This window comes from Bradyrhizobium sp. McL0615, from assembly GCF_049993905.1.
GTDB lineage: Bacteria > Pseudomonadota > Alphaproteobacteria > Rhizobiales > Xanthobacteraceae > Bradyrhizobium.
Window position 1 is genome coordinate 5,827,993 of record NZ_CP188254.1, and the last position, 23,724, is coordinate 5,851,716.

At 62.8% G+C, this 23,724-nt stretch carries 22 protein-coding genes and 1 pseudogene; 10 read left to right on the forward strand and 13 right to left on the reverse strand.

The features are described from left to right. The first annotated feature begins 224 nt into the window (after positions 1-224). Positions 225-773, forward strand: a complete 549-nt coding sequence (locus ACPPVP_RS27890) for a hypothetical protein (RefSeq protein ID WP_426526422.1) — start codon at positions 225-227, stop codon at positions 771-773. 145 nt (positions 774-918) lie between these two features. After that, positions 919-1,569: a glutathione S-transferase family protein gene (locus ACPPVP_RS27895; RefSeq protein WP_426526423.1), complete on the forward strand. Its 651-nt coding sequence runs from the start codon at positions 919-921 to the stop codon at positions 1,567-1,569. Positions 1,570-1,625: 56 nt separating this feature from the next. Here ACPPVP_RS27895 and ACPPVP_RS27900 read toward each other — a convergent pair whose 3' ends face one another. Beyond that, positions 1,626-2,003 carry a DUF7674 family protein gene (locus ACPPVP_RS27900; protein ID WP_426526425.1) on the reverse strand — a complete coding sequence of 126 codons (378 nt, stop codon included), beginning with the start codon at positions 2,001-2,003 and terminating at the stop codon, positions 1,626-1,628. Between the two features lie 65 nt (positions 2,004-2,068). After that, on the reverse strand, positions 2,069-3,601 hold the full coding sequence (locus ACPPVP_RS27905; RefSeq protein ID WP_426526427.1) for an acyl-CoA carboxylase subunit beta: 1,533 nt from the start codon (positions 3,599-3,601) through the stop codon (positions 2,069-2,071). Between the two features lie 137 nt (positions 3,602-3,738). Here ACPPVP_RS27905 and ACPPVP_RS27910 point away from each other — a divergent pair, with 137 nt between their 5' ends. From ACPPVP_RS27910 to ACPPVP_RS27920, 3 genes are all read left to right on the forward strand, one after another. After that, complete coding sequence (locus tag ACPPVP_RS27910; protein ID WP_426526429.1) at positions 3,739-4,146, forward strand: DUF4260 domain-containing protein; 408 nt, start codon at positions 3,739-3,741, stop codon at positions 4,144-4,146. A 70-nt stretch (positions 4,147-4,216) separates the two neighbouring features. Continuing rightward, positions 4,217-5,215, forward strand: a complete 999-nt coding sequence (locus ACPPVP_RS27915; protein ID WP_426526431.1) for a dienelactone hydrolase family protein — start codon at positions 4,217-4,219, stop codon at positions 5,213-5,215. 83 nt (positions 5,216-5,298) lie between these two features. Next, positions 5,299-5,787: a hypothetical protein gene (locus tag ACPPVP_RS27920; RefSeq protein WP_426526433.1), complete on the forward strand. Its 489-nt coding sequence runs from the start codon at positions 5,299-5,301 to the stop codon at positions 5,785-5,787. Positions 5,788-5,866: 79 nt separating this feature from the next. On the opposite strand, the gene blaOXA is transcribed toward ACPPVP_RS27920, so the two are convergent. Further along, the gene (blaOXA, locus tag ACPPVP_RS27925; protein WP_426526435.1) at positions 5,867-6,685 is read right to left on the reverse strand and encodes a class D beta-lactamase; all 819 of its coding nucleotides are present in this window, start codon (positions 6,683-6,685) and stop codon (positions 5,867-5,869) included. Between the two features lie 160 nt (positions 6,686-6,845). Here blaOXA and ACPPVP_RS27930 point away from each other — a divergent pair, with 160 nt between their 5' ends. Together ACPPVP_RS27930 and ACPPVP_RS27935 are read left to right on the forward strand one after the other, a co-directional pair. After that, positions 6,846-7,805, forward strand: coding sequence for a hypothetical protein (locus ACPPVP_RS27930; protein ID WP_426526437.1), 960 nt, complete (start codon positions 6,846-6,848; stop codon positions 7,803-7,805). Between the two features lie 7 nt (positions 7,806-7,812). After that, positions 7,813-7,953, forward strand: coding sequence for a hypothetical protein (locus ACPPVP_RS27935; protein ID WP_426526439.1), 141 nt, complete (start codon positions 7,813-7,815; stop codon positions 7,951-7,953). Positions 7,954-7,970: 17 nt separating this feature from the next. On the opposite strand, the gene ACPPVP_RS27940 is transcribed toward ACPPVP_RS27935, so the two are convergent. The 7 genes and pseudogenes from ACPPVP_RS27940 to ACPPVP_RS27970 all read right to left on the reverse strand — a co-directional run. Further along, a complete protein-coding gene (locus ACPPVP_RS27940; RefSeq protein WP_426526441.1) occupies positions 7,971-8,237 on the reverse strand; it encodes an EscU/YscU/HrcU family type III secretion system export apparatus switch protein in 267 nt (88 codons plus the stop codon). Continuing rightward, a complete protein-coding gene (locus ACPPVP_RS27945; protein ID WP_426526443.1) occupies positions 8,234-9,832 on the reverse strand; it encodes a flagellar hook-length control protein FliK in 1,599 nt (532 codons plus the stop codon). Before ACPPVP_RS27945 ends, ACPPVP_RS27940 begins: the two co-directional genes overlap by 4 nt. A gap of 68 nt (positions 9,833-9,900) precedes the next feature. Then, on the reverse strand, positions 9,901-10,674 hold the full coding sequence (locus ACPPVP_RS27950) for an ATP12 family chaperone protein (RefSeq protein ID WP_426526445.1): 774 nt from the start codon (positions 10,672-10,674) through the stop codon (positions 9,901-9,903). 185 nt (positions 10,675-10,859) lie between these two features. Further along, positions 10,860-12,086, reverse strand: a complete 1,227-nt coding sequence (locus ACPPVP_RS27955; protein WP_426526447.1) for an amidohydrolase family protein — start codon at positions 12,084-12,086, stop codon at positions 10,860-10,862. 102 nt (positions 12,087-12,188) lie between these two features. Continuing rightward, entirely contained in the window at positions 12,189-13,385 is a 1,197-nt protein-coding gene (locus ACPPVP_RS27960) for an RluA family pseudouridine synthase (protein WP_426526449.1), read from the reverse strand. Then, positions 13,382-13,699, reverse strand: coding sequence for a HigA family addiction module antitoxin (locus ACPPVP_RS27965; RefSeq protein ID WP_426526451.1), 318 nt, complete (start codon positions 13,697-13,699; stop codon positions 13,382-13,384). The genes ACPPVP_RS27960 and ACPPVP_RS27965 overlap by 4 nt, the downstream gene beginning before the upstream one ends. Positions 13,700-13,711: 12 nt before the next feature. Next, positions 13,712-13,888 (reverse strand): annotated as a pseudogene (locus tag ACPPVP_RS27970) (type II toxin-antitoxin system RelE/ParE family toxin); the annotation flags it as partial. Positions 13,889-14,083: 195 nt separating this feature from the next. Between ACPPVP_RS27970 and ACPPVP_RS27975 the strand changes: the two are divergent. After that, the gene (locus ACPPVP_RS27975; protein WP_426526453.1) at positions 14,084-15,031 is read left to right on the forward strand and encodes an alpha/beta hydrolase; all 948 of its coding nucleotides are present in this window, start codon (positions 14,084-14,086) and stop codon (positions 15,029-15,031) included. Positions 15,032-15,037: 6 nt separating this feature from the next. On the opposite strand, the gene ACPPVP_RS27980 is transcribed toward ACPPVP_RS27975, so the two are convergent. The 3 genes from ACPPVP_RS27980 to ACPPVP_RS27990 are packed head-to-tail and all read right to left on the reverse strand — an operon-like array spanning position 15,038 to position 18,482. Further along, positions 15,038-15,754 (reverse strand): tetratricopeptide repeat protein, encoded by a 717-nt coding sequence (locus ACPPVP_RS27980; RefSeq protein ID WP_426526455.1) that lies wholly within the window; start codon positions 15,752-15,754, stop codon positions 15,038-15,040. Beyond that, on the reverse strand, positions 15,751-17,085 hold the full coding sequence (locus tag ACPPVP_RS27985) for a replication-associated recombination protein A (RefSeq protein ID WP_426526457.1): 1,335 nt from the start codon (positions 17,083-17,085) through the stop codon (positions 15,751-15,753). The genes ACPPVP_RS27980 and ACPPVP_RS27985 overlap by 4 nt, the downstream gene beginning before the upstream one ends. Beyond that, the gene (locus ACPPVP_RS27990) at positions 17,082-18,482 is read right to left on the reverse strand and encodes a DegQ family serine endoprotease (RefSeq protein ID WP_426526459.1); all 1,401 of its coding nucleotides are present in this window, start codon (positions 18,480-18,482) and stop codon (positions 17,082-17,084) included. The genes ACPPVP_RS27985 and ACPPVP_RS27990 overlap by 4 nt, the downstream gene beginning before the upstream one ends. Positions 18,483-18,784: 302 nt before the next feature. On the opposite strand from ACPPVP_RS27990, the gene ACPPVP_RS27995 reads away from it, so the two are divergent. Beyond that, the gene (locus ACPPVP_RS27995) at positions 18,785-20,293 is read left to right on the forward strand and encodes a porin (RefSeq protein WP_426526461.1); all 1,509 of its coding nucleotides are present in this window, start codon (positions 18,785-18,787) and stop codon (positions 20,291-20,293) included. 197 nt (positions 20,294-20,490) lie between these two features. Further along, entirely contained in the window at positions 20,491-23,706 is a 3,216-nt protein-coding gene (locus tag ACPPVP_RS28000) for an efflux RND transporter permease subunit (protein WP_426526463.1), read from the forward strand. Positions 23,707-23,724 lie beyond the last annotated feature (18 nt).

A 23,724-nucleotide genomic window follows, 5' to 3' on the forward strand; every position in this document is an offset into this window, starting at 1 on the left:
TGGGTTTCGCGGAGTTTATCATCGGGCCGGCCGAAGGCCGGACCCGTTGGCTCTACCCATCCTACGCCCGATCTCAACCGCAGGGCGCTTGCCCCGAGGTCGACCCGCCAGCGCCATCAGTCGGCCTCTAACCAGCCCAAATTGATTTTGAAGCTGCCAACGCCGGCCCGGACTTGCGGGATACGGCGGATTTTTTGTTCGATTGGCCTCGGGGGAAGCGGCAAATGAAGCAAACCGTCATGTGGCTGGCATTGGCGTTGTTGTTTGCGATCGGCGCGACCCTCTCGGTCATCGCCGACTCATTCGGGCCAGCGGCCACGGCCCCGACGGCCACGGCCGAGACGACGGCGCCAGCAACCTTCGTGGAGGCGCCACAACCCGTCGCAGTGGCGAGCGCGAAACCGGCGGCGCCGGAGGTTCCCGTCGTGATACTCGATGACGTACCACCGAAATCGGCCGTTAGCTCGGAAGCGCTGGCTCGCTGGTTCGTCGCACCCGGCGCACCGCCAGCGGCCGAGGCGCTGCTCACGCCCTTGCCTCTCGCTCCAGCAACGACAATTGCCGCTCGCCCCGGGCAAGACTCCAAAGCGGACATCAAGCCGCTCGAAGGCGACGCGCGGCCAGCCAGAAAGCCCAGAGACAGCAACGCGCAACTGCCCGGCAAACGGCGAACGGCCAACGCCAGGGCATGCGGATCGCAAAGCCGATTTTCGGATCTGTTGCGACGATTGAATCTCGCATCGCGCTGCCCGACCAGGCGCTCGGCCGCTTAAGGCCAACAGCATATCGCGGTATTCGTGGGTTACCCCAACGCTGACCCTCCTACGCCGTTGGCCAGTGCTGACGAAAAAACTTGTCACCCGTGTCGGAACGCGCGCCCCTCATCCGTCTATGCGTGAACAGACACGGAGACACCGCATGGCCGACCTCACGCTGACCACCTTCGACTGGATTCCCGAAATGCGCCGGGGCTTTGTGCGCGACCTGCGTGTGCGCTGGGCGCTGGAAGAGGCCGGCCTGCCCTATCGCGTCGCGAGCGTGCCGTTTGGCGACCGGAAGGCTGCGCATTTCGCGCACCAGCCTTTCGGCCAGGTGCCGTGGCTGACCGACGGCGACATCTCGATCTTCGAGAGCGGCGCGATCCTGCTTCATCTCGGCGGGTTGAGTACGGCGCTGATGCCTGCCGATCCGCGCGGCCGCAGCGAGACGATGGAGTGGGTGTTCGCCGCGCTCAATTCCGTCGAGATGGCAAGCCTGCCCTGGATCATTCTGAAGCTCACCGGCAACGCTGGCGATACGCCGACAGCAAAACCTCTCATTGACTTCCTCAAGCTCCGGCTCAACCGCATGGAGCCGGTGCTGGCAGGACGCGAATGGCTGGCGGGGCCGTTCTCCGTCGCCGACATCCTGATGTCGGATGTGCTGCGCCTTGTCGGTCGCCTGGACGGGCTAACGAACCATCCCGCCTGCCGCGACTACGTCGCGCGCGCCGCGTCCCGCCCATCATTCGTCAAGGCACATGCAGACCAGATGGCGCATTTCGCGGCGGCGGACTGCAAGGCGCGTTAGGCACCGCCGTAACCCGCCGCATTTAGCGTCACGAAAAGATGGCGGGTTACGCTTCGCTAACTCGCCCCATGCGCTTGGACGTACGGCAATGATTTGGCCATGCCGGCATCGACCAGTTGCAAATATACCCTCTGCAGAGTTGGCCCCATCAAGTCCCACGCCCACTGCGCGTTATGCAGGTGCAAGTGTTCGATAAACGACACTCCGATCGCATTTTTCATACGATCATTTCCATCCCTGTAGTACTTCGCGGCCAGCTTAAAACACAATGCGACATCCTTCGCATTCTCGAGCGTGATGGCGCGTTGCACGAAATCGGCCAGTACTCCCATCTCCAGATGCAACAACCCGTATTGTGAGTTAATTGCGTCTCGCAAATCGGGAAAGGTGCCCTTTAGCTCCTTTAAGAAAATGCTCCGGTGAAGGCTACCCATGGCCCGCATCCCCGAAAGTTCAGGCGTTTGGCGAGTTGCATACCTGCCCTACACCATTAACCTGCTCACAACGGCAGATTGTCGTGCTTCTTCGCTGGCATCTCGACTTTCTTGTCTTTCAGCATCGCCAGCGCGCGCGCGATCCGCCGGCGGGTCGAATGCGGCATGATGACGTCGTCGATGTAGCCGCGCTCCGCTGCAATGAACGGGGACAGGAAGCGGTCTTCGTATTCCTTGGTGCGCGCGGCGATTTTTTCGGCGTCGCCGATGTCGCTGCGGAAGATGATTTCGACCGCGCCCTTGGCGCCCATCACGGCGATCTGCGCGGTCGGCCAGGCGTAGTTCATGTCGGCGCCGATCTCCTTGGACGCCATGACGTCGAAGGCGCCGCCATAAGCTTTTCGGGTGATCACCGTAACCAGCGGCACCGTGCATTGCGAATAGGCGAACAGCAGTTTGGCGCCGTGCTTGATCAGGCCGCCATATTCCTGGGCGGTACCCGGCAGGAAGCCTGGCACGTCGACGAAGGTGACGATCGGGATGTTGAAGGCGTCGCAGAAGCGGACGAAGCGCGCGGCTTTCCGGGAGGCATCGGAGTCGAGCACGCCGGCCAGCACCATCGGCTGGTTGGCAACGAAGCCCACCGTGCGGCCGGCGATGCGGCCGAAGCCGGTGACGATGTTTTTCGCAAACGTTTCGGAGATTTCGAAGAAGTCGCCCTCGTCCACGACTTTCTGGATCAATTCCTTCATGTCATAGGGCTTGTTCGGATTGTCGGGGATCAGCGTATCGAGCGACATGTCGACGCGTTCGATGTCGTCAAAGCTCGGCCATTCCGGCACGCCGTCGGTGTTGTTGGACGGCAGGAAGTCGATCAGCCGGCGCATCTGCAGCAGCGTCTCGACATCGTTCTCGAACGCGCCGTCCGCAATCGAGGAGCGCGTGGCGTGCACCGAGGCGCCGCCGAGTTCTTCGGCGGTGACCACTTCGTTGGTGACGGTCTTCACCACGTCGGGGCCGGTGACGAACATGTAGGAGGTGTTCTTCACCATGAAGATGAAGTCGGTCATGGCCGGCGAATAGACGTCGCCGCCGGCGCAGGGGCCCATGATGACGGATATCTGCGGGATCACGCCCGAGGCAATGACGTTGCGGCGGAACACGTAGGAATAGCCCGCGAGCGCCGCCACGCCCTCCTGGATGCGCGCGCCGCCGGCGTCATAGAGGCCGATGATCGGCGCCCTCGCCTTCATCGCCATGTCCTGCAGCTTTGTGATCTTCAGCGCGTGGGTCTCGGACAGCGAGCCGCCGAACACGGTGAAATCCTTGGCGAACACAAACGTCTTGCGGCCGTTTACCGTGCCCCAGCCGGTGACGACGCCGTCGCCCGGCACCTTTGACTTCTCCATGCCGAATTCGGTCGAGCGGTGCTCGACGAACATGTCGAATTCCTCGAACGAGCCCCTGTCGAGCAGCAGTTCGATGCGCTCCCGCGCGGTCAATTTTCCGCGGGCGTGCTGCGCCTCGATGCGCTTTTCGCCGCCGCCGAGCTTGGCGCCGGCGCGCCGTTCTTCGAGGGTATCCAGGATGTCCTTCATGCTGCTTCCGCCCGCCTTTTGGGTAACGATTTGAGGGGGTTCTAACACGGCATTTTCCGATCCGGAAACACCCCTTCCGGCCTCTGGTACCGCCGCCTGGCGCCCCCTATATCCGCATCCTGACTATGGGGAATGGAATGACCGATACCGCAAGCGCCGACACGTCAGGCGCCGTTACCGGGGGCGTGCGCACGGTGCTCCGGCTCGAAGGATTAGCGCTCTTTATCGGTATGACGCTGCTATATTATATCTGGGACGGCGACTTGTGGATCTATGCCATCCTGTTCTTCATGCCCGATCTCAGCTTTGCGGCCTACCTGTCCGGACCGCGTTTCGGCGCCATGATCTACAACGCAGCCCACAGCTACCTGGCGCCGATGGCGATGATGACGACCGGCTTTGGCACCGCCTCGCCGCTCATTCTCTCGATCGCCATGATCTGGCTGGCCCATATCGGCTTCGACCGCGCACTCGGCTACGGCCTGAAATACGCCAGCGGTTTTGGGGTCACCCATCTGGGGCGGATCGGGAAGCTTCCGAATTGACAGCCGATTGACCTCTTGATGTAGTCCCATCCAAAGCTGCCACAGGACAGCAATAAAATTGGGGGGATCGATGTTGACAGATTGGCGCGTCGCGGCTGCGGCCGCGGTTTTCTGCACGGGACTATTGGTCACCTGCATCGAAACATCGGCGCAATCGATGCCGAAGGACGTCGCGACACGCACCGAAATCTACGCGATCCCGTCGCTGACGATTTCCGACCAGCAATTCCTCACCGGCGACGCCAATGGCAAGCAGGTCACGGTCGCCGGCGAATTCCGCATCGCGCAAGGCAACGGAAAACTTCCCGTCGTGGTGCTGATGCACGGGTCGAGCGGCGTCGGCGCCGGCATGGATCCGTGGGTGCGCCACTTCAATGCGATGGGAATTTCGACCTTCGTGATCGACGGCTTCAGCGGCCGCGGGCTGACGGCGGTCGGCCCCAACCAGGCCCTGCTCGGCCGGCTCAATTTCATCGTCGATATCTACCGCTCGCTGGAGATCCTCGCCAAGCATCCCCGCGTCGATCCTGACCGCATCGTGCTGATGGGATTTTCGCGCGGCGGACAGGCCGCGCTCTACGCCAGCCTCGCTCGCTTCCACAAGCTCTGGAACAAGTCCGGCGCGCAGTTCGCCGCCTACATTCCGTTCTATCCGGATTGCTCGACCAGCTATGCCACCGACACCGAGACTGTGGCGCGTCCGATCCGGATCTACCACGGCACGCCCGACGATTATAACCCGGTCGCAAGCTGCAAGGCCTATCTCGCCCGCCTGCAGGAGGCCAAGCGCGATGTGGTGCTGACGGAATATCCGGATTCCGAACATGGCTTCGATGCCGGCCTGCTCGGCGTCAGCACGGTCGCCGTATCGACCAATGCCCAGTCGGCGCGGAACTGCCGCCTCAAAGAAGGCGAAGCCGGCGTTCTGATGAATGACGATACCAAAGAGCCCTTCAGCTACAAGGACGCCTGCATCGCGCTCAACCCGCATGTCGGCGGCAATCCGGCCACCGCGCAGGAAGCTCGCAAAGCCGTGAGCGACTTCCTGCAGGCGTTGCTCGGATTGTGATAGCCACACAGGGTGAACCCTGCAACCGGTGAGCCCATTTGCAGTTTGGGGCTGATTGCCCAAACCAAATGGAGGCATCAGAGATGTCTGGATCCAATCTTACGCGAGCGGCATTGCTGTTCGCATCGCTGTCGCTGGCCGGTAGTGCGGCGCTGGCCGCGCCTGCCTCGCCCTTTGCCGCTATGGCGGGTACATGGTCGGGTGGCGGCGTCGTGAACACCTCGGACGGACAACAGGAGCGGTTGCGTTGCCGCGCATCGTATGACGTCGACGGAGCCGGCGACCAGCTCCGTCTCAACCTGACATGCGCGAGCGACAGTTTCAGACTCGAGCTCGCAAGCGACGTCGAATACCGCGGCGGCGCGATCAGGGGTTCATGGACGGAAGCAAGCCATAACGCGTCAGGAACACTTTCCGGACGTGCGGCCGGCGATCACGTCGAGGCTGCCGCACGAGGCGATGCCTTCTCGGCCAACCTTTCGTTGACGACGCATCGCGGGCACCAAACGGTATCCATCGAGCCCCAGGGGACCAGCATCAGGTCCGTCTCGCTCGCGCTGAACCGGCGCTAGCGATATCGGCGAGACGGCGCTGCGCCGCAAATTCGGCACAGCGGCGATCCGCGCCTTGCGTCCAGGTGCGGTCAGCCCGTCAATAGGCCACGATGTCGGCGAGGCACTGCTGCACCACCGTCATGCGGGCGGCGATGTGGGTTTGCTCCTTGCAGTCCATGTTCATGGCGAACACGGTGGTGGAAGACCCCTTCTCCACCCAGCCGACCATCCAGCCCAATGACGGCTTGCCCTGCTCGGCGCCGAGCAACCCGCTCTTGGCGCGGATGGTGGCGTCGCCGACCTTGGTCACCGGCAGGATGTCGCGCGTCAATTCCTGGCTGCGCTTGGACACCGGCAGCACGCCACGGCGCAGCCGGTCGACGAAATCGATCTGCTGGACGGGATCGATGCGCAAATTGCCGGTCAGCCAGAACTGATCGATGCCGCCGCCGATGTCGCGGTTGCCATAGTCGAACAGGTCGACATATTTCTGCATGCGCTCGGCCCCGATGCGGCGCGCGATCTCCTGATAGACCGGCACGGCGGACACCGCGATCGCCGAGCGCAGCGTGTGATCCTTGTTCCAGGCCTCGATGCTGCGCGTCACGCCGTCCCACTTGAAGACGTCCTTGTCGGGGTCCTCGACCACGGCGGTTTCCAGCGCGATGACCGAATTTGGAATCTTGAAGGTCGAGGCCGGCAGCTTGCCCTCGCCCGAGCGCACCTTGTCGCTGGCGACGATCAGGTAGTCGTCCACCTTGTAGGCGACGAAGGTGCCCGTCGTGCCAAGATCGAAAAACCGCTTGGAGAGATCGTCGCGAAACTCGCTGCGCTGGTAGGAGACGTTGGCGAAACTGCGGTTGGGAAGAATGCTCGCGGCGGTGAGAAGACCGAGCGCATGGCGGCGATTGATCACGACGAGACCTCAAACAACGGTGCTGACGCCATCGTGGTAAAACATTGACAACCAAAACGCCAGAACGCACGCTTGGATCATAACCAAGCGCACACTTCACTCTTTGATTGTGCTAGATGGACGCGCACTTGAGCAGGCGATGCGCTTGATAATTGTACCCATGATCTTCTGTCTGGCCGTCAGTTCAGCGGCCGCCGCGCCGTTCGTAACGCCCGGCGTCACCCCGCCCGACTACATCGTCACGATGGAACTAACATTCTCTGGTCGCAAGGGAAGCAGCACCAGGGTCGTGACCCGTCACGGCGAATGGACCCGCAGCGACAGCACGTCGGCCACCCCGCCCGAGACCGCCTATTATCGGCACGGCAGCAATGCCTACGTTATTGACAACGGATGGATCAGCCACTTTCGGCGCAATATCAAACTCGAGTACGACCACCAAGCCCGCAACACCGGTGAGAGGCGGACCCATCTCGGTGAAAGCTGCACGGTGTGGGAAACGGCGCGGAGCAAAGCCGATAGCCCCGCCCGCCATAGCTTCACCAGCCTTAGCTGCTTCACCGATGACGGCATCGAGTTGTGGCACCGGAGTTTCGGCGCCCAAGGCATCAGCTGGTCGGCCGAGGCGATCCGGATCGAGCGTCGGCCAGTTGCAGCCGAGAAGGCCCGGCTGCCGCCAGCGCTGCTGGCGCTGGACTGGTGGGACCGCAATGTCGCCGCGAGCGCGATGGCGCCGGACCACGAGACAGTCATGGAGCTTTCGGACAGCAGGGAGCGTCCGGACGGATCGAAGCTGGATTCGCGTACCGTTCGCACGACGCGCCGGGCTGGCCCGTGGCTATTCAAGGAAGTGATCGCAGGCGCCCAGCGGAAGATCGAGATTTCCCATGATTCAATCCGGATGCGCCTGACGTACGAGAACGGCGGGTCCGGCGTGCAAGAGGAGCTCACGATCGCGAGACCCGATCCTGAACCCACGAAACCGGAGTCCGCATCACTCGAAGACCTTCGAGCCTATTGGCCAGGACCGTTACGATACCGTCCTTGGCGAACGCTGCCGCTGGTTCGACATGACTCCCGGAATGCAGGACGCCGGCACGAATGCATGTTTCACAGATGACGGCATCATGCTTAAGGAAGAACATTACTCAAGGAACTCCCTGCGCGCGTCGTGGACCGCAACGCGCCTTGTCCGGCGCCCGGTCGCGATCGACGAAGTCAAGCCACCGGCCGAACTGCTGCAGCCGCGCACATGGGACCTCGACTGACGCGGTTTCGCGCGAAGCTAACGGATCCGGCCCGACAGCCGCAGCACGAAGACCAGCACTTCGGCGACCGCCTTGTAGAGATCCGGCGGAATTTCGTCGCCGATTTCGACATGGGACAAGGCGCCGGCCAGCACCTCGTTCTCCTCGATCGGGATGTCATGTTCCCGGGCGAGTTCGACGATCCTGGCGCCGATGACGCCCTTGCCCTTGGCGACGACGCGCGGCGCGCCGGTCTTGTCATAATGCAGCGCGACCGCAAGCTTGCTCTTGGTGTCGATGCTCATAGCGCGCGGTCCAGAAAATGGCCGGCACGGGCGGCGGGTGCGGCCTGCGGCGGCGCCCCGTCGCGGATCACGATGTCGCCGGGCTGAAGCTCGGCCCGGCTGAGCGCCTGGCTCAGGTCGGAGGCGCTGGCGCGCAGTTGTTCCGCCGTGGCAAACCGTTCCGCCCAGATCCGCACCGAAGTCTTGTCGCCTTGAAGCGAGACCAGCGCATGAACCGGACCGGCCGGCTCGACGTCGAGCGAAAACCGCGCCCGCCATATCCGCTTGACCGCCTCGACGCTCTCGCTGCCGCCATCGCGGGAAATCTCGAACTGCGCCATTGCCGTGCCCTGCGGCGTCGCGAACGGAATCTCGAAATTCCAGCGCGGCACGTTCATGTCGGCTTTCGGCGCTGAATTGTCGATACGATCCGGCAGGGAGGCCACCTGCAGCAGGGTCTGCCGCGCGATGGCGGCATCGGTGTCGTCGAGCAGGTGATGCGCGGTGGTCTCGAGCGGCCCATCCGGCGCAATCGTCGGCGAGGCAATCGGCTGGGCGGCGGGAAGCGCGCCGCGGACCGGCGGCGGCGGGGTGTTGGTGTGAAAGGCTGCGTCCGCGCCGCGAGCGTCTTTCGATGCGGCGGCGACGCGCACGGGGGTGCCGAGCTCCTGCAGCGCTTCCTGCAGCAGGTTCAAGGTCGCTCCGGCCGAAGGTCCGGTGTCGAGCGCGGCCGCCAGCGGACTGCGCGCGGCCTGGCCGGCCAGCGCGAGGTTTTCCGCGACTACCAACCGTGCCTGCGGCAGCAGGATTTCCTGGACATCGAGATTGGGCGACAGAGACGCTGCCAGGCTCGCGGCGCTGGCCTGTGGCGCGGCAGCTTGCGGTGCGCCTGCCGGCGCGGCCGGAGTTGCCACCGTCGAGTTGCCGAGCGCCGACTGCAGCGTCTGGCGCAGCACGATCAGCGCGGCCTTGAGATCGGGGACGCCGCTCGCCGGGACCGAGCCCGCCGCCAGCGACGCCTCGAGGAAGATTCCGGATTTCTGGAACGCGGTCTTGATGTCGGCGCCGTCGAGGTTCTGATCGAGGCTGGTCTGCTGCGCCAGCACCTGCGCAATCGCCGCCTGCAGTTTCGTCGGCAGGTTGCTGGCGGAAACCGCCGCGCCGAGATTGGCAAACAGCGGCGCCAGGCTGTCCTGTTCGGTGACCGCAGCCTGCGCGGCTGTGGAGACGGCCGCGCGCTCCAGCAGCGTCAGCACGCTCTTCGGCGAAACGATGGCCGGCCGATTGATCGCCGCATCGGCCAACGCGTCGGGTGACAGCGTCACGGCATCGGCCGATGCCCCACCGGCATCGCCGCCCTGCCCGACCATGGCGAGGCGGATGCCGTCCTTGGTCTGCATGACCGCAAGCTGAAGGTTCTGGCCCTGCTGCAACGGAATTTCGGTGGCCACGTCGATCGAGAGGCTGGCAATCGCGATCCGCACCAGATCGGCGGACAGCACTTTCAGGACCTGGGCGCTGACCACGCTCCCCGGCTGCAGCACGAGTTCGGGCGCCACGCCGCCAGCTTCTTGGGCGGCTTGTACCGGGAGAACGGGATTGATCGATATCGCCATGTCTGAGGTCTCGGCCAGGCCAGAGGCTAACCCGGCCACGTAAACCTCTCGTTAACCCGCAGGCTCGCTCAGGCCTTCAGGGCGTCCAGAATGCTGACCGCAGCCCGGAAATCGACCAGCCGGGCGGCGCGGCTGGCCGCGACCTCCTCGTCGACGCCCCATTTTTCGGCGTTCCAGTCCTCATCGACATGGGCGGCGGTCCAGACCTGATCGGGATCGCGGACGCCGTGCAGCAGCGCCAGCGCCAGCAATGCGGAGCCCGTGAGCGTCGTCACCACATGCAGGGCGGCTACCGACCAGGGATCGGCCGGAAACACACCACGGGCGGCGCTGACCGCCTGCGCCGGCTGGACGACATGCACGATCCCCTCGGACAGGATGAAATGGGCGCCGAGTTCGTTCGCAGCCCAGGACAACACGGGATCCCAATGCGCGGCTTCGCGCGCGACCAGCGCCTCGGGATGGCCGGCGCGATAGAACAGCAGATCCGAGCCGAGGTATTTTGCGATGTCGTCGGCCACGGCATCCACGCGGTCGTTGACCTCGGCGACGCTGTTGGCAAAGCGAGTCAGCGGCATGGTCAGGGGATCGATGGTCTCACCTTGCGCATTCCACTCGGTGGCGATCGCCTCCGCGATCCCACGCGTCGGCGCTACGACATGGCGGCCGGAAGGCGTGCGTATCTGCTTGCCGTCGAGCGTGACGGCAAACCCGCCATCGGCTGGCGCAATGCCGGCCTCCTTGTAGAAGCGCTTGCGCTGGGGCGTGCGCGTGGCGCGTCGCACCGCCTCCTCCGGATCGAGCGGCGAATGTCCGGCGACTTCATCGAATAGTTCACGCATGCGGTAGCCAGTGGTGGGTGATAATCGAGGCCCGACAATACGATATAGCGGGATGCAAATAAAGCCGATGAGGAGGTTCCGGCGAGACGTGCAAGTAGCAAGTAGGATGGGTAGAGCGAAGCGAAACCCATCGCGGTCGCAAAAGCAATGATGGGTTTCGCTGCGCTCTACCCATCCTACGGAACTCAGGGCTTTTGATAGATCACCTTCCCCGCACGAATGGTGTAGGCCACCCTGGCGAGGTTCTTGACGTCGGCCGTGGGATCGCCGTCGAGCACCACGACGTCGGCGTCAAACCCCTTCTCGACCCGGCCCTTCTTCGCAGCCTTGAAGTACTGCGCGGGATTGGTCGTCAGCGAGGCCAGGATCTGGCGTTCCGACAGCGCGCGATGCATCAGCTCATATTCGAGGGTCGTGTCGTAGATCTTGATGAAACCAACGTCGGTTCCGAACAGCACGACGCCACCGTTCTCCGAGAATTGCCTGAGCTGATCGGCGGTTGCCGTAACGATGCGGGCCGTTACGGCGGGGTCGAGTACGACCGTCGTGAAAAGCGACAGTGTCGGTGTCAATGCAATGCCCTGCAATTTGAACCGCGCGAGTTGCTCTGGCGTGTAGCCACCGCGTTGACTGGGAACGGTGTGCGCCATCACATCGACGCCGGCGCCAATCACAGTTTCGACGCCGGCCGTATTTTGCGGATGGGCAAACACCGGTTTGCCTTGGGCATGGGCGACATCTACCGCAGCCTTAGCGACGGTGGGGTCCATGTTCACGACCGGCTTGTCGCCCATGAACGCACCGGTAAACAGCTTGATGCCGTTATGGCCCATTCCGAGGAAATTGCGCGCCATTGTTGCCGCTTCATTCGGGGTCGCCACTTCGGGAACCTCTATCTCGGCCGGCACATAAATGGGATGGCCGCCCTTGGGATACATATTGCCGGCAAGCAGAATGTTGGGGCCTGCGACATTGCCGGCATTGATGCGCGCGCGCAGCGGCAGTGAAGCTCGGGGGTCGGAGCCGAGATCCCACACCGTGGTGAAGCCCCATTTGGTCAGCATGTCCCGCATCGGCGCTTCAAGCGCCGCAGCGGGCGCGCTGGCTGCGTTTTTCCATACCTCTTGCGTGAAGTGGACGTGGCTGTTCCAGAAGCCCGCAACGACGGTCTTACCGCTGCAATCAATGACCCGCGCGTCAGAGGGAATTTGTACCTCGCTGCGGCTGCCGATCGCGGTGATGACGCCATCGGATGTAATCACGACTGCGTCGGCAAGTGGCGCTGCCTCGGGCGACGCGTAGACGTTGCCCCCGACGAGCGCGAGGGTCTGCGCATCGGCCGGCGCTGTTGCACCGGCGGCCCCGAGCAAAACGAAAAAGCAAAACGCGAGGCGAACCAGATTTCCGTTCATGCGCGGCATCCCTGAAGTTACCGGCGGCCGGCTGTTAGAGACCGCCTGGACCGCGCAATATCAAATCAGCGTGTTTGCCGTTTGACAGTTGTTGCGCCCACCTCACTCCTCCGGCGCGTTCTCGATCGGATCGAACCGGTCGTGCTCAAGCCCGAGCAGGTTCCAGGATTGCAGCATGTGCGGCGGCAGCGGCGCGCTGGCATCGATGACGCCGCCGCGCGGATGCGGGATCACGATCCGCCGCGCCAAAAGATGCAGGCGGTTCTGCAGGCCGCCCGGCAGCTGCCAGTTCTCCTTGTTGAAATATTTGGGATCGCCGACGATGGCGTGATCGATATGGGCCATATGGGCGCGCAATTGATGGGTGCGTCCCGTGACCGGTTTCAGCGATACCCAGGCGAGTTTTTGGGCGGAGGTCTCGACCACCGCATAATAAGTCACCGCGTGGCTCGCCCCCTCATCGCCGTGTTTTGCCACCCGCATGATGCTGTCGTCCTCGCTCTCCTCCTTGGCGAGGTAGGTCGAGATGCGGCCCTGCTTCGGCTTCGGCACGCCCGCCACCAGCGCCCAGTAGATCTTGCGCGCCGAACGATGGCGGAACGAGCCGGTCAGGGCGGTGGCGGCAAAGCGGGTTTTTGCGATCAAGAGACAGCCCGAGGTTTCCCGGTCCAGCCGATGCACCAGCCGCGGCTTCTGCCCCTTGGCGTCGCGCATCACTTCCAGCATGTCGTCGACATTTCGCGTGATGCCGGAGCCGCCCTGCACGGCGAGGCCGGCGGGCTTGTTCAGCACCATGACATCGGCGTCCTCAAAGAGGATCATGTCCTTGAGGGCCTGCAGCGTCTTGGTCGCGGCTTCCGAGAGCTGACCCCCGCCCTTCGGCGTGTCGAGCTTCAGCGGCGGAATGCGGACACTCTGGCCTTCTTCCAGCCGGTCCTTGCTGTCGGCGCGCTTGCCGTTGACGCGCAGCTCGCCTTTGCGAACGATGCGCTGGATATGGGAGAACGACAGGCCGGGGAAGCGCGCCTCGAGGAAACGGTCGACGCGCATGTTGTTCTCGTCTGATGTGACGACGACGGTCTGAACCTTGGTCGGCAGCGGCGGCGGCTCGGGCGCGACCTTCTCCGGCTCGGGAACGAAAGGCTTTGCCGCACGGGACGCAGCAGCCGGAAACCGCGCCGGTGGCTTGCCGCCCGGACGATACGATTGCGGCCGTTCGGCCGGCGAGCCCCGATAAGGGCGCGCCCCCTTCGGGCGATCGCCCGCCGGGCGGAGAGGTCTCTTGACGCGGCGGCTCATGCCGATTTTCCAAGTTTTCGAGATATCTGACGGGTGGCACGACGCGGCAATACCGCAATTTTCGCACCGACCTGGCTTTCGGCGAGACGCAGTTCGTAGGTCTGCTGCAGGTTCATCCAGAATTGCGGGCTGGTGCCAAACCAGTGCCCAAGACGCAACGCCGTATCGGCCGTGATGCCGCGCTGGCCGTGGATGATCCCTGTGATGCGGTTCACCGGCACGTCAATCTGACGCGAAAGCTCGGCAGCACTCAAGCCAAGCTCGCGCAACTCTTCGGCAAGATGTTCGCCGGGATGGACTGGTGTACGAGGCACGATGGTCTTCCCTCAATGATAGTCGACGATCTCTACCTCGACAGGCCCAGGCATCCCGTCGGGCCATGCGAAGCAGATACGCCATCGATCGTTTATCCGAATTGAAAACTGTCCAGCACGATCGCCCTTGAGCGCTTCCAGGCGATTGCCCGGCAATCCTGCCAAGTCTGCGAGGCTCGCTGCGGCATCCCAGCGGCTAGCAGCATTTACGACTTACGTAAACAGTAAATCCCTTGCCACAGGCGCGTCGCACGGCAGAAACGCGCTTTCCAGCGTCGGGGCGCAGCAAACAGATGCAGCGGATCGTCACGGTGAAAAGGCTACAAATCGGCTGCACAATCGGCCATGCTGGCCCCAGACAGAAGAAACGAAGGGGTATCGGGGATGGCATTTTCGAGATCGGCGCTGCTGGCCACGATGGCCGTCCTCGTCGCCAGCGCGGCCTCTGCGCAGCAAGCCCCGATGCCGGAAGATCTCGTCTGGAAGCTGCTGGAAATCGGCCGTGTCGTCGATCCGCCCAAAACCGCGGCGCTGTTCGCACCGATGCAGGAGCAGGAACCGTATCAGGGGGTAAAGACCGAGCGCGAGGTAAAATACGGGCCGGCCGATCGCCATCTGCTCGACGTCTTCACGCCGGAGACGGCGGCATCAGCCCGACCGGTGCTGATCTTCATCCACGGCGGCGCCTTCGTCGGCGGCAACAAGCGGACAACTCCGACCAGCCCGTTCTACGACAATGTGATGCTGTGGGCCGTCCATAACGGTTTTGTCGGCGTTAACGCCACCTATCGGCTCGCGCCGCAATCGCCCTACCCGGCGGGCGCCGAGGACCTTGCCGCCGTCGTGGCCTGGGTCGCCAGCAAGATCGGCGAGCGTGGCGGCGACCCCGCGCGCATCTACCTGATCGGTCATTCGGCCGGCGCAGTTCATGTCGCCAACTACGTGTCGCATCCGGAATTTTACAAGGTAAGGGATGGCGGCCTCGCCGGCGCGGTGATGGTATCCGGCATCTACGACCTGAACGCGTCGCCGCTCGGCGATCCCGAGATCGCCTATTTCGGCTCCGACCCGTCACGCTATACCGAGCGCTCCTCGCTGCAGGGTTTGCTCGCGGCGAAGATCCCGCTGATGATCGCCGCCGCCGAACTCGATCCGCCGCGCTTCGTCGAACAGTTCAATCTGCTGAAGCAGGCGACCTGCAAGAGACCGAACGGCTGCGCACGGGCGGCGATGGTGCCGCAGCAAAGTCATATGTCGGAAGTGTATGCGATCAACGCTGCGAGTTCGCCCCTAACCGATGGGATTCTCGATTTCCTGAAGACGGATAAATAGTGAGCACTATTTGCACTGCGCTACGCTTCTCACCGCGGTCAGGTCGCTGATGGAATTGTTCGACGGCCGCCTTTTGGCGGCCTCCTCCGCTGCGGTGCAGGCCGCCGCAGCGTCTCCGTTCTGGAATCTCGCCCAGGCGAGATTGGTCCAGGCATCGCTGAAGTCCGGGGATTCCTTCACCGCCTGGTCCAGCACCTCCTGCGCATCGCGCGGCCGCTTGGCGATCAGGAGCATGCGGCCATAGTCGGCCTTGAGCGCCTTCACCGGGTTAGGCTGCTTGAGCGCAATCTTGAACAGTTCATCGGCGGCGTCGAAATCATTGAAGCGAGCTTGAGCAATCACCGCGAAGCCGTGATAAACGGTGCTCTGGTCTGGTGAAATGAGAAAGGCCTGATTAAACCGAACCGCGGCCTCTCGTACCTTTCCGGCCTGTAACGCTATCCAGGCGCGCTTCGTTGTTTCCTCGAAGGCCTTTTCGCGCGAACCGGTGGCGCCGATGATGGCGTCTACAAATTTTTCATCGCCGGCCTTCTCCTCCGCGCTCTTGGCCGAAAATCCAAAAAACGGCTGCTCGTTGATCGGCGAGGAATACGCCCGCTTCGTCACTTGCACGCCCGGCACCACCTCGACGGTCTCGGCGGCAGCCGCAAGCGTCGACACCAGCGTGGCCGCAAAGCCTGTGGCGCGAATGGTCTGCCTGAGATAATTCACGATACTACTCATTCGCGTTCCCGTTCCCTACGCAACTTCGCCCAGTAATCCAGCCGCTTGCGGATTTCGCGCTCAAAGCCGCGATCCGGTGGATCGTAGAAGGTTTGCCGTCCCAATGCGTCCGGAAAGTAATCCTGTCCGGAGAAGGCGTCCGGCGCGTCGTGGTCGTATTCGTAGCCCGAACCATAACCTTCCGACTTCATCAGCTTGGTCGGCGAACTCAAAATATGTTTTGGCGGCAGCAGCGAGCCGCCCTCCTTCGCCGTGCGCATCGCAGCGCCGAACGCCTTGTAGGCGGCGTTCGATTTCGGCGCGGTGGCGAGATAGATCACGGCCTGCGCGATCGCGAGCTCGCCCTCAGGAGACCCGAGAAAATCGAAGGCATCCTTGGCGGCGTTGCAGACCGCCAGCGCCTGCGGATCGGCGAGCCCGATGTCCTCGACCGCCATGCGCACGACGCGCCGCGCCAGGAACAGCGGGTCCTCGCCGGCATCCAGCATGCGCGCGAGATAATACAGCGCCGCATCGGGATCGGAGCCGCGCACCGATTTATGCAGCGCCGAGATCAAATTGTAATGGCCGTCGGCGGACTTGTCGTAGATCGGCGCGCGGCGCTGCAGGATTTCCTGCAATTGCGCGGCATTGAAGATTTCGTCCTTGCGCGCGGCACGCCAGACCTCTTCGGCGAGCGTCAGCGAGGCGCGGCCGTCGCCATCGGCCATCCGCACCAGTACCGCGCGCGCCTCCGCATCGAGCGGCAGTTTTCGGCCCTCGACCTTCTCGGCATGCGCAAACAGTTTTTCGATCGCGGCGGCATCGAGCGAGTGAAACACCAGCACCCGCGCCCGTGACAACAACGCGGCGTTGAGCTCGAACGACGGGTTTTCCGTGGTGGCGCCGACCAGCACCACGGTGCCGTCTTCCATCACAGGCAGAAACGAGTCCTGCTGCGCGCGGTTGAAACGATGTACCTCGTCGACGAACAGCAGCGTGCCCTTGCCCATCTCGCGGCGGGCGCGTGCGGCGTCAAACACCTTCTTGAGGTCGGCAACGCCGGAAAACACCGCGGAAATCTGCTCGAAATGCAGCTCGGTGGCGTCAGCCAAAAGCCGCGCCACGGTGGTCTTGCCGGTGCCGGGCGGTCCCCAGAACACCAGCGAGCCCAGCGTGCGTGTCTCCAGCATCCGCGTCAGTGCACCATCGGGACCCAGGATGTGATCCTGGCCGACGACGTCGGACAGCGACTGCGGGCGCAACCGGTCGGGCAGTGGACGCGGCGCGTCCTGCTCCATCCCCGCCGCGGCGAAGAGATTGGTCGCCTCGCGAGGTTGCTTCGGGCTCATCCGCCCAGCGTCACGTTGATCTGCTGACCGCCGCGCACCACGACGATGCGCCAGAGCCTGGACCCCGCTTTCGAGGCCTTGTCGAGGTCGCTGGTCTTGGCGATCTTCTGGTTGTTGACCGCAAGGATGATATCGCCCTTCTGGAATCCGACGCTGGCCGCGGTGCCGCCGTCGACGAGATCGATCACCACCACGCCCTCGGTCTGGGAATCCAGATGCAGTTCGTCGGCAACCGCCGGCGAGATGTTGGCGACCTTGGCGCCCTGGAACGGCGAGCGCGCGGTGAGTTCGATTTCATCGCGGTTGGTGTCGGGCGCGGTCTCCAGCGGTACCGTCAGCTTGACGGTCTTGCCGGCGCGCTGCACGTCGATCTGCGCGGAGCCACCGAGCTGGCGAGTGGCGAAGCGGTAGTCGAACGCGTTGGGGTCGTCGATGGTCTGGCCTTCGACCGCGATAATCAGGTCGGAGGGTTTCACCCCGGCGCGCGCCGCCGGACTGTTGGGCGCGACGTTGGCGACCAGTGCGCCGTTCGGCAGTTTCAGTCCCATCGTCTCCGCGATCTCGGGTGTCACCGCCTGAAGCTTGGCGCCCAGCCACGGCCGCTTGACGGCCTTGCCGCCGCTCTTGGCCGACGCCACCACCACGCGCACCATGTTGGAAGGAATCGCAAAGCCGATGCCCTGCGAGCCGCCGGAGCGCGAGAAGATCGCGGTGTTGATGCCGGCGAGCTTGCCGGTCATGTCGACCAGCGCGCCGCCGGAATTGCCGGGATTGATCGCGGCATCGGTCTGGATGAAGAACTGGTAGTCGGTGATGCCGACTTGCGTGCGCGCCAGCGCCGATACGATGCCGTGGGTCACGGTCTGGCCGACCCCAAAGGGGTTGCCGATCGCGAGCACGACGTCGCCGACCAGCAATTCATCGGAATTGGCGAAGTCGAGGGTCGTGAACTTCTCCTTGCCATCCTTGATCTTCAGCACGGCCAGGTCGGTGCGGCTGTCCTTGAGCACGATCTCGGCTTCGAATTCGCGCTTGTCGGCGAGCGAAATCTTGACCTGATCGGCACCCTCAATGACGTGGTTGTTGGTGACGACGAGCCCCGTGGAATCGACCATCACGCCCGATCCCAGCGAGCGCTGCATCTGTTCGGGCTGCTGGCCGGGCACGCCGAAGAAGCGGCGGAAGATCGGGTCATCCAGGAGCGGGTTGCGGTTCTGCACGGTCTTGGCGGCATAGACGTTCACCACCGCCGGCTGCACGCGCTGCACGATGGGCGCGTAGGACAGCCGCAGTTCGGCGCCTGAGGACGGCACACGGCGGTCCTGGGCCGCCGCGTGATCGACGGCGCCCGCCAGATATCCGACACAGAGCAGAATGGTCGCAAAAGACTTGAGCATCTAGCCTAACCTCTCGGGAAAACCACGGGAATATAGCGCTTCGGTGCGCCTTTAGAAGAGCGGTTTCGTGGTTCTCCCGGTGCAGAATCGCCCGAATCGGCGCGGCTTCGCGGCGGTTGAAATCGGGCGATTCCGGAAGACTGCAAACCCGCAACAGGCGTGATGTCGAATCCTGTGGCGCGATAGCGACAGGAATGGATTTTCGCACCCGGGGAGTGCATCAGGAAGCGAACACAGCTTGTCAGGCAGCTGGCATCAGCTCAAGAAAGTGTTCGCAGCGGTTCAAGTCGCTGGGGTTACCCATGACAAAACGGCGTATTTCTGCAGGGATCGTGCTCGCAGTTGCCGGTGTCCTGTGCGTAGGGAATGGATGGGCCGCCGACGCGGAGCCGGTGAAGGCCCCGGCGGCCGTGGTAGGTTCGACGCCCAAGCCTTGCACCGACGGTTGGAGCTTTATTGCCACGGATTGCCAGCTGACCTGGCGGGGCATCACGGTCTATGGCGCGATTGACGCCGGGTTCGGCTGGCAGAGCCACGGCGCTCCGTGGGACCCGCGATCCGCTGTCGGCGCCTCCTATTTAATCCAGAAACAGAACAACTCGGCAGTTTGGGGCCCCGCACCCAACGCGTTGACCAATTCATTCATTGGAATCAAGGGAACTGAGCCGATCGGCGGGAACGTCTCCGTTGTCTTTGCGCTGGACGCCGGCTTCGACCCGTATTCCCTGCGATTCTCCAATGGACCGGGATCGGTTGCTGCGAACGCCGGCATCCCGCAAAACTTCGCAACCGCCTTCTCCGATTCAAGCCGGGCGGGCCAGTGGTTCAACGGCCAAGGTTATGTCGGCCTCAGTTCTCCGACCTATGGCACCCTGACCGTTCTCCGGCAGAACTCGCTGACCCTGGACGCCGTCTTCGACTACGATCCGTTCGGCGCCTCTTACGGCTTCTCACCCATCGGTTTTCAGGGAATAACCTGCGGCGGCGGCAATACCGAAAACTGTAGAAACTCCACTTCACTGAAATATCGGGTCAATGTCGGCCACTTCCGGGCGGCGGCGCTGTGGCAATTCGGCGGCTACGCCCAGAACAATGCCTCAAACGGCGCATACCAGTTCCAGGCCGGCGGCGATATCCCGATGTGGGGCAACGGCGTGCTCTCGCTGGACGCGATTTACAGCCATGTCCGAGACTCCGTGTCGCTCTCACTTGCGCCGGGAAGCAACAACGCCAATGGGGTGCCGATACCGCCGTTCTTGCCACAGACGCTCACAGCGACGATTTCCGACAATGAAGCCGTGATGCTGGTGGCCAAGTATACCAACGGACCGTTGAAGCTATACGCCGGTTACGAACACATTCGATATATGGCGCCCAGCCATCCGCAGACCGCCTTCACCAGTATCGCGGGAAACTTTCTCTGCCTGGGCTGCGATGCGCTCAACAACACCAATATCAATAATGCGGCCTTTGGCGTGAACGGTCTTGGCAACAAGACTTTCCAGGTCATGTGGGGCGGGGCCAAGTACGCCATCACCGAAAATCTGGATGTGATCGGCGCGTACTACCATTATATCCAGAACTCCTTCTTCGGTACCCCCGCCGGGGGGCCTGCGCCCTGCTCCAGCACCGCGCACTCGCAATGCGCCGGGACATTCGACGCGATCTCTGCTGCTCTCGATTGGCGGTTTGCCCCGAAGTGGGATCTCTATTCCGGGATCATGTTCACGCAAGTGAATGGCGGATTGGCCTTCGGCTTCCTCCAGCGCAACAACATCGCTCCCACGGTCGGATTGCGATTCCGTTTTTAGATCCACCGAATTTTTCCATACCGCACGATTCATTCGATGCCGTTCCGGCCAGCCGTATTGAGATTTGTCACTTAAAACTATTTTTAATGGCCTTGTTCCGGAGGGCTTCCCAACTTGGGTCGTGGCGCGGATATCGGTTGCAAACCCCGCCCCTAATGGCCTCGGGATGCATTCCGGCGGCCGCGGGAGACCACCTGATGTCATTCGTCGCCTTTATGCTGAAGCGGCCATATACGGTTATTTCAGGCTTGATCCTGATCGCGCTGCTCGGCATCGGGGCCGCAGCGCGTATGCCGATCGACATCTTTCCTGAAATCGACGTTCCGGTCGTCGCCGTTGTCTGGACCTATAACGGCATGTCGGCGCAGGATGTCCAGAACCGGATCCTGACGCTTCACGAACGTCAGCTTGCGTCGGTTGTCGATGACATCGAACGGATCGAGGCAACCAGCTATTACGGTGTCGGCGTCGAAAAAGTATTCCTGCACCAAGGCGCCGATGTCACGAGGGCTATCGCCCAACTCTCGAGCAGCGCGCTGCTGGTTCTCAAATACATGCCGCCCAACATCACGCCGCCGCTCGTGCTGCGCTACGGGGCGACGGATGTGCCGATCATCCAGCTCAGTCTTTCGAGCCCGTCGCTGCCCGATTCCACGCTCAACGACCTCGGGCAAAACATCATCCGCCCCGATCTCGCAGTCGTACACGGGGCCGAGGTGCCCTATCCGTATGGCGGCAAGCCCCGCGTCATCATGGCCGACCTCGACCAGGATGCCTTGAACGCGCGCGGCCTGACACCGAGCGACGTCGCCAAGGCGCTGCAACGACAGAACATCATTCTCCCTTCCGGCGACGTAAAAATCGGCAGCAAGGACTATTCGCTGTCGATGAACAACAGCCCCGACGTCATCTCCACGATCAATCGCTTTCCAATCAAGCAGGTCGACGGCCGCACGATCTTCGTTCAGGACGTCGCTCATGTTCACGATGGTTATCAGGTGCAGACCAATTCCGTCGCGGTCGACGGAACTCCCGGCGCACTGATGTCCGTTCGCAAGACGGGCGGCGTCTCGACCCTGACCGTCATCAACGGTATCCGGGACAACCTTTCGAACATCAGGCGGCTGCTCCCCGAAGGCGTATCGATCAAGCCGATCTTCGACCAGTCCGTCTTCGTCAAGGCGGCGCTGAACAGCGTGGTGATGGGAGGCCTGATGGCGGCCGGACTTACCGCGCTGATGATCCTGCTGTTCCTCGGCAACTGGCGGCTGACGCTGATCATCCTGGCGACGATACCCATGGCGATCATCACGGCGATTCTGGCCATGTATGCGGGTGGCGAGACGCTCAACACGATGACGCTCGGCGGTTTCGCGCTGGCCGTCGGCATCCTGGTCGACAACGGCACCGTGGTAATCGAGAACATCGAACGGCATGTCGGCCTGAAGGAGCCGCTGGTGCCCGCGATCATCAATGGCGCCGGTGAGGTCGGCATCCCGACGGTGCTGTCGACGATGTGCATTTGCATCGTCTTTGTCCCGATCTTCCTGCTTCAGGGAGTGGCGAAGTATCTGTTCTCGCCGCTGTCGCTTTCGGTATGCCTTTCCCTGATTGCCAGCCTGCTGCTGTCGTTCACGCTCGTCCCGCTGCTTTTCCGTGTCCTGATGCAGTCGACGGTCGAGCAACACGGCAGCCATGAGGACGGACCTCGGGCTTCGCTCGCGAGCCATGCTCTCAGACCCTTCAGAGCGATTCACAGCGGCTTCGAAGCAGGCTTTTCCCGATTCCGGGAAGCTTACCGGAATGGGCTCGCGTTCAGCGTCGCGCACTCGCCGCTCACCGTCCCGTTTTTCGGCGTCCTGATGGTTTGCTCGCTGGCGCTCTTTCCCCTGCTCGGACGGGACTTTTTTCCGCAAGTCGACGCCGGTCAGATGCGGTTGCATGTGCGTGCCCCGCCGGCAACCCGGATCGAGGAAACCCAACGTCAGTTCGCTAAGGTCGAACGTGCGATCCGCAAGATCGTCGGCAACGATCAGATCGATACGATGCTCGACAATATCGGACTGCCCTATAGCGGCATCAATATCGCGCTGAGCGATTCGGCGACCGTCGGACCGATGGACGGAGAAATTCTCGTCTCCTTGAAAAAGAACCACACGCCGACCGCAGCCCATGTCGCCGATCTGCGGCGCGAATTGCCGAGGCAATTTCCCGAGATGCAGTTCTTCTTCCAGGCGGCTGATATCGTCGACCAGGTCCTGAACTTCGGCCAGCCCGCGCCGATCGATGTCAAGATATCCGGGCCCGACAGCGACTTCAGCTTTGCGCTGGCGTCAAAGATCGCCGCGGATCTGAAGAAAGTGCCGGGAATCGTCGACTCGCACGTATTCCAGGTTCCCGACGCGCCCGCGCTCACAGTGTCGGTCGACCGCGGAATTGCGCAACAATTCGGGTTGGACCAGGGCGATATTGCCAGCAACGTGCTGGTAACGACCAACTCCAGTGCGCAGACATCTCCGAATTTCTGGGTCAGCCCCAAGAACTCCGTCAGCTATCCGCTGGTCATTCAAGCACCGACCTACCGCCTGAATTCAACCGGCGCCATTGACACCTTGCCGGTGTTGGCAAGCAGCACCGGCAAGCAGGGCCAGATACTGATGAACGTTGCGAAGCTTGGGCGCGAGAAAATTCCGCTGGCGGTGTCTCAGCTCAATATCCGCCCGGTATTCGACGTCAATGCCGACGTTCAGGGGACCGACCTCGCAACGGCCGCGAGCGCCATCGACAAGGTGTTGGCGGCGGACGCGCCACCGGCTGCAAAGGCCACTTCGGTGACGCTTGCCGGCCAGGTGCAGACCATGCGCGACAGCTTCAACGGCTTGTTTTCCGGCATGGCGGTCGCAGTCGTGCTGGTCTACCTGATCCTCGTCATCAACTTCCAGAGCTGGATCGATCCCTTGATCGTGCTGTCCGCCGTCCCCTTTGCCATCGGCGGGGTGGTGTGGATGCTGTTCCTGTCGGGCACTCACATCAGTGTCCCTGCCCTCATGGGCACCCTGATGTGCATCGGCCTCACGACGGCCAACAGCATTCTTGTCGTCACTTTCGCCAATCAGCGGATGATGGCCGGAGATACCCCATTCGCCGCCGCGATCGCGGCGGGTTACACGCGATTGCGGCCGGTCCTGATGACGGCCGGCGCCATGATCCTGGGCATGATCCCGATGGCGCTCGGCATCGGTGAAGGCGGCGAACAGAACGCGCCACTCGGAAGAGCCGTCATAGGCGGATTGCTGTTTGCAACTTTTGCAACGTTGATCCTGGTGCCGACCGTCTATCGGCTGTTGCGACGCCCGTTGCAGGCGGAAGCACCGACGGCTCGGTTCGTCGAGCACGGTCCAGCCATTCCATAGGGAATTTTCCAGCCGAGG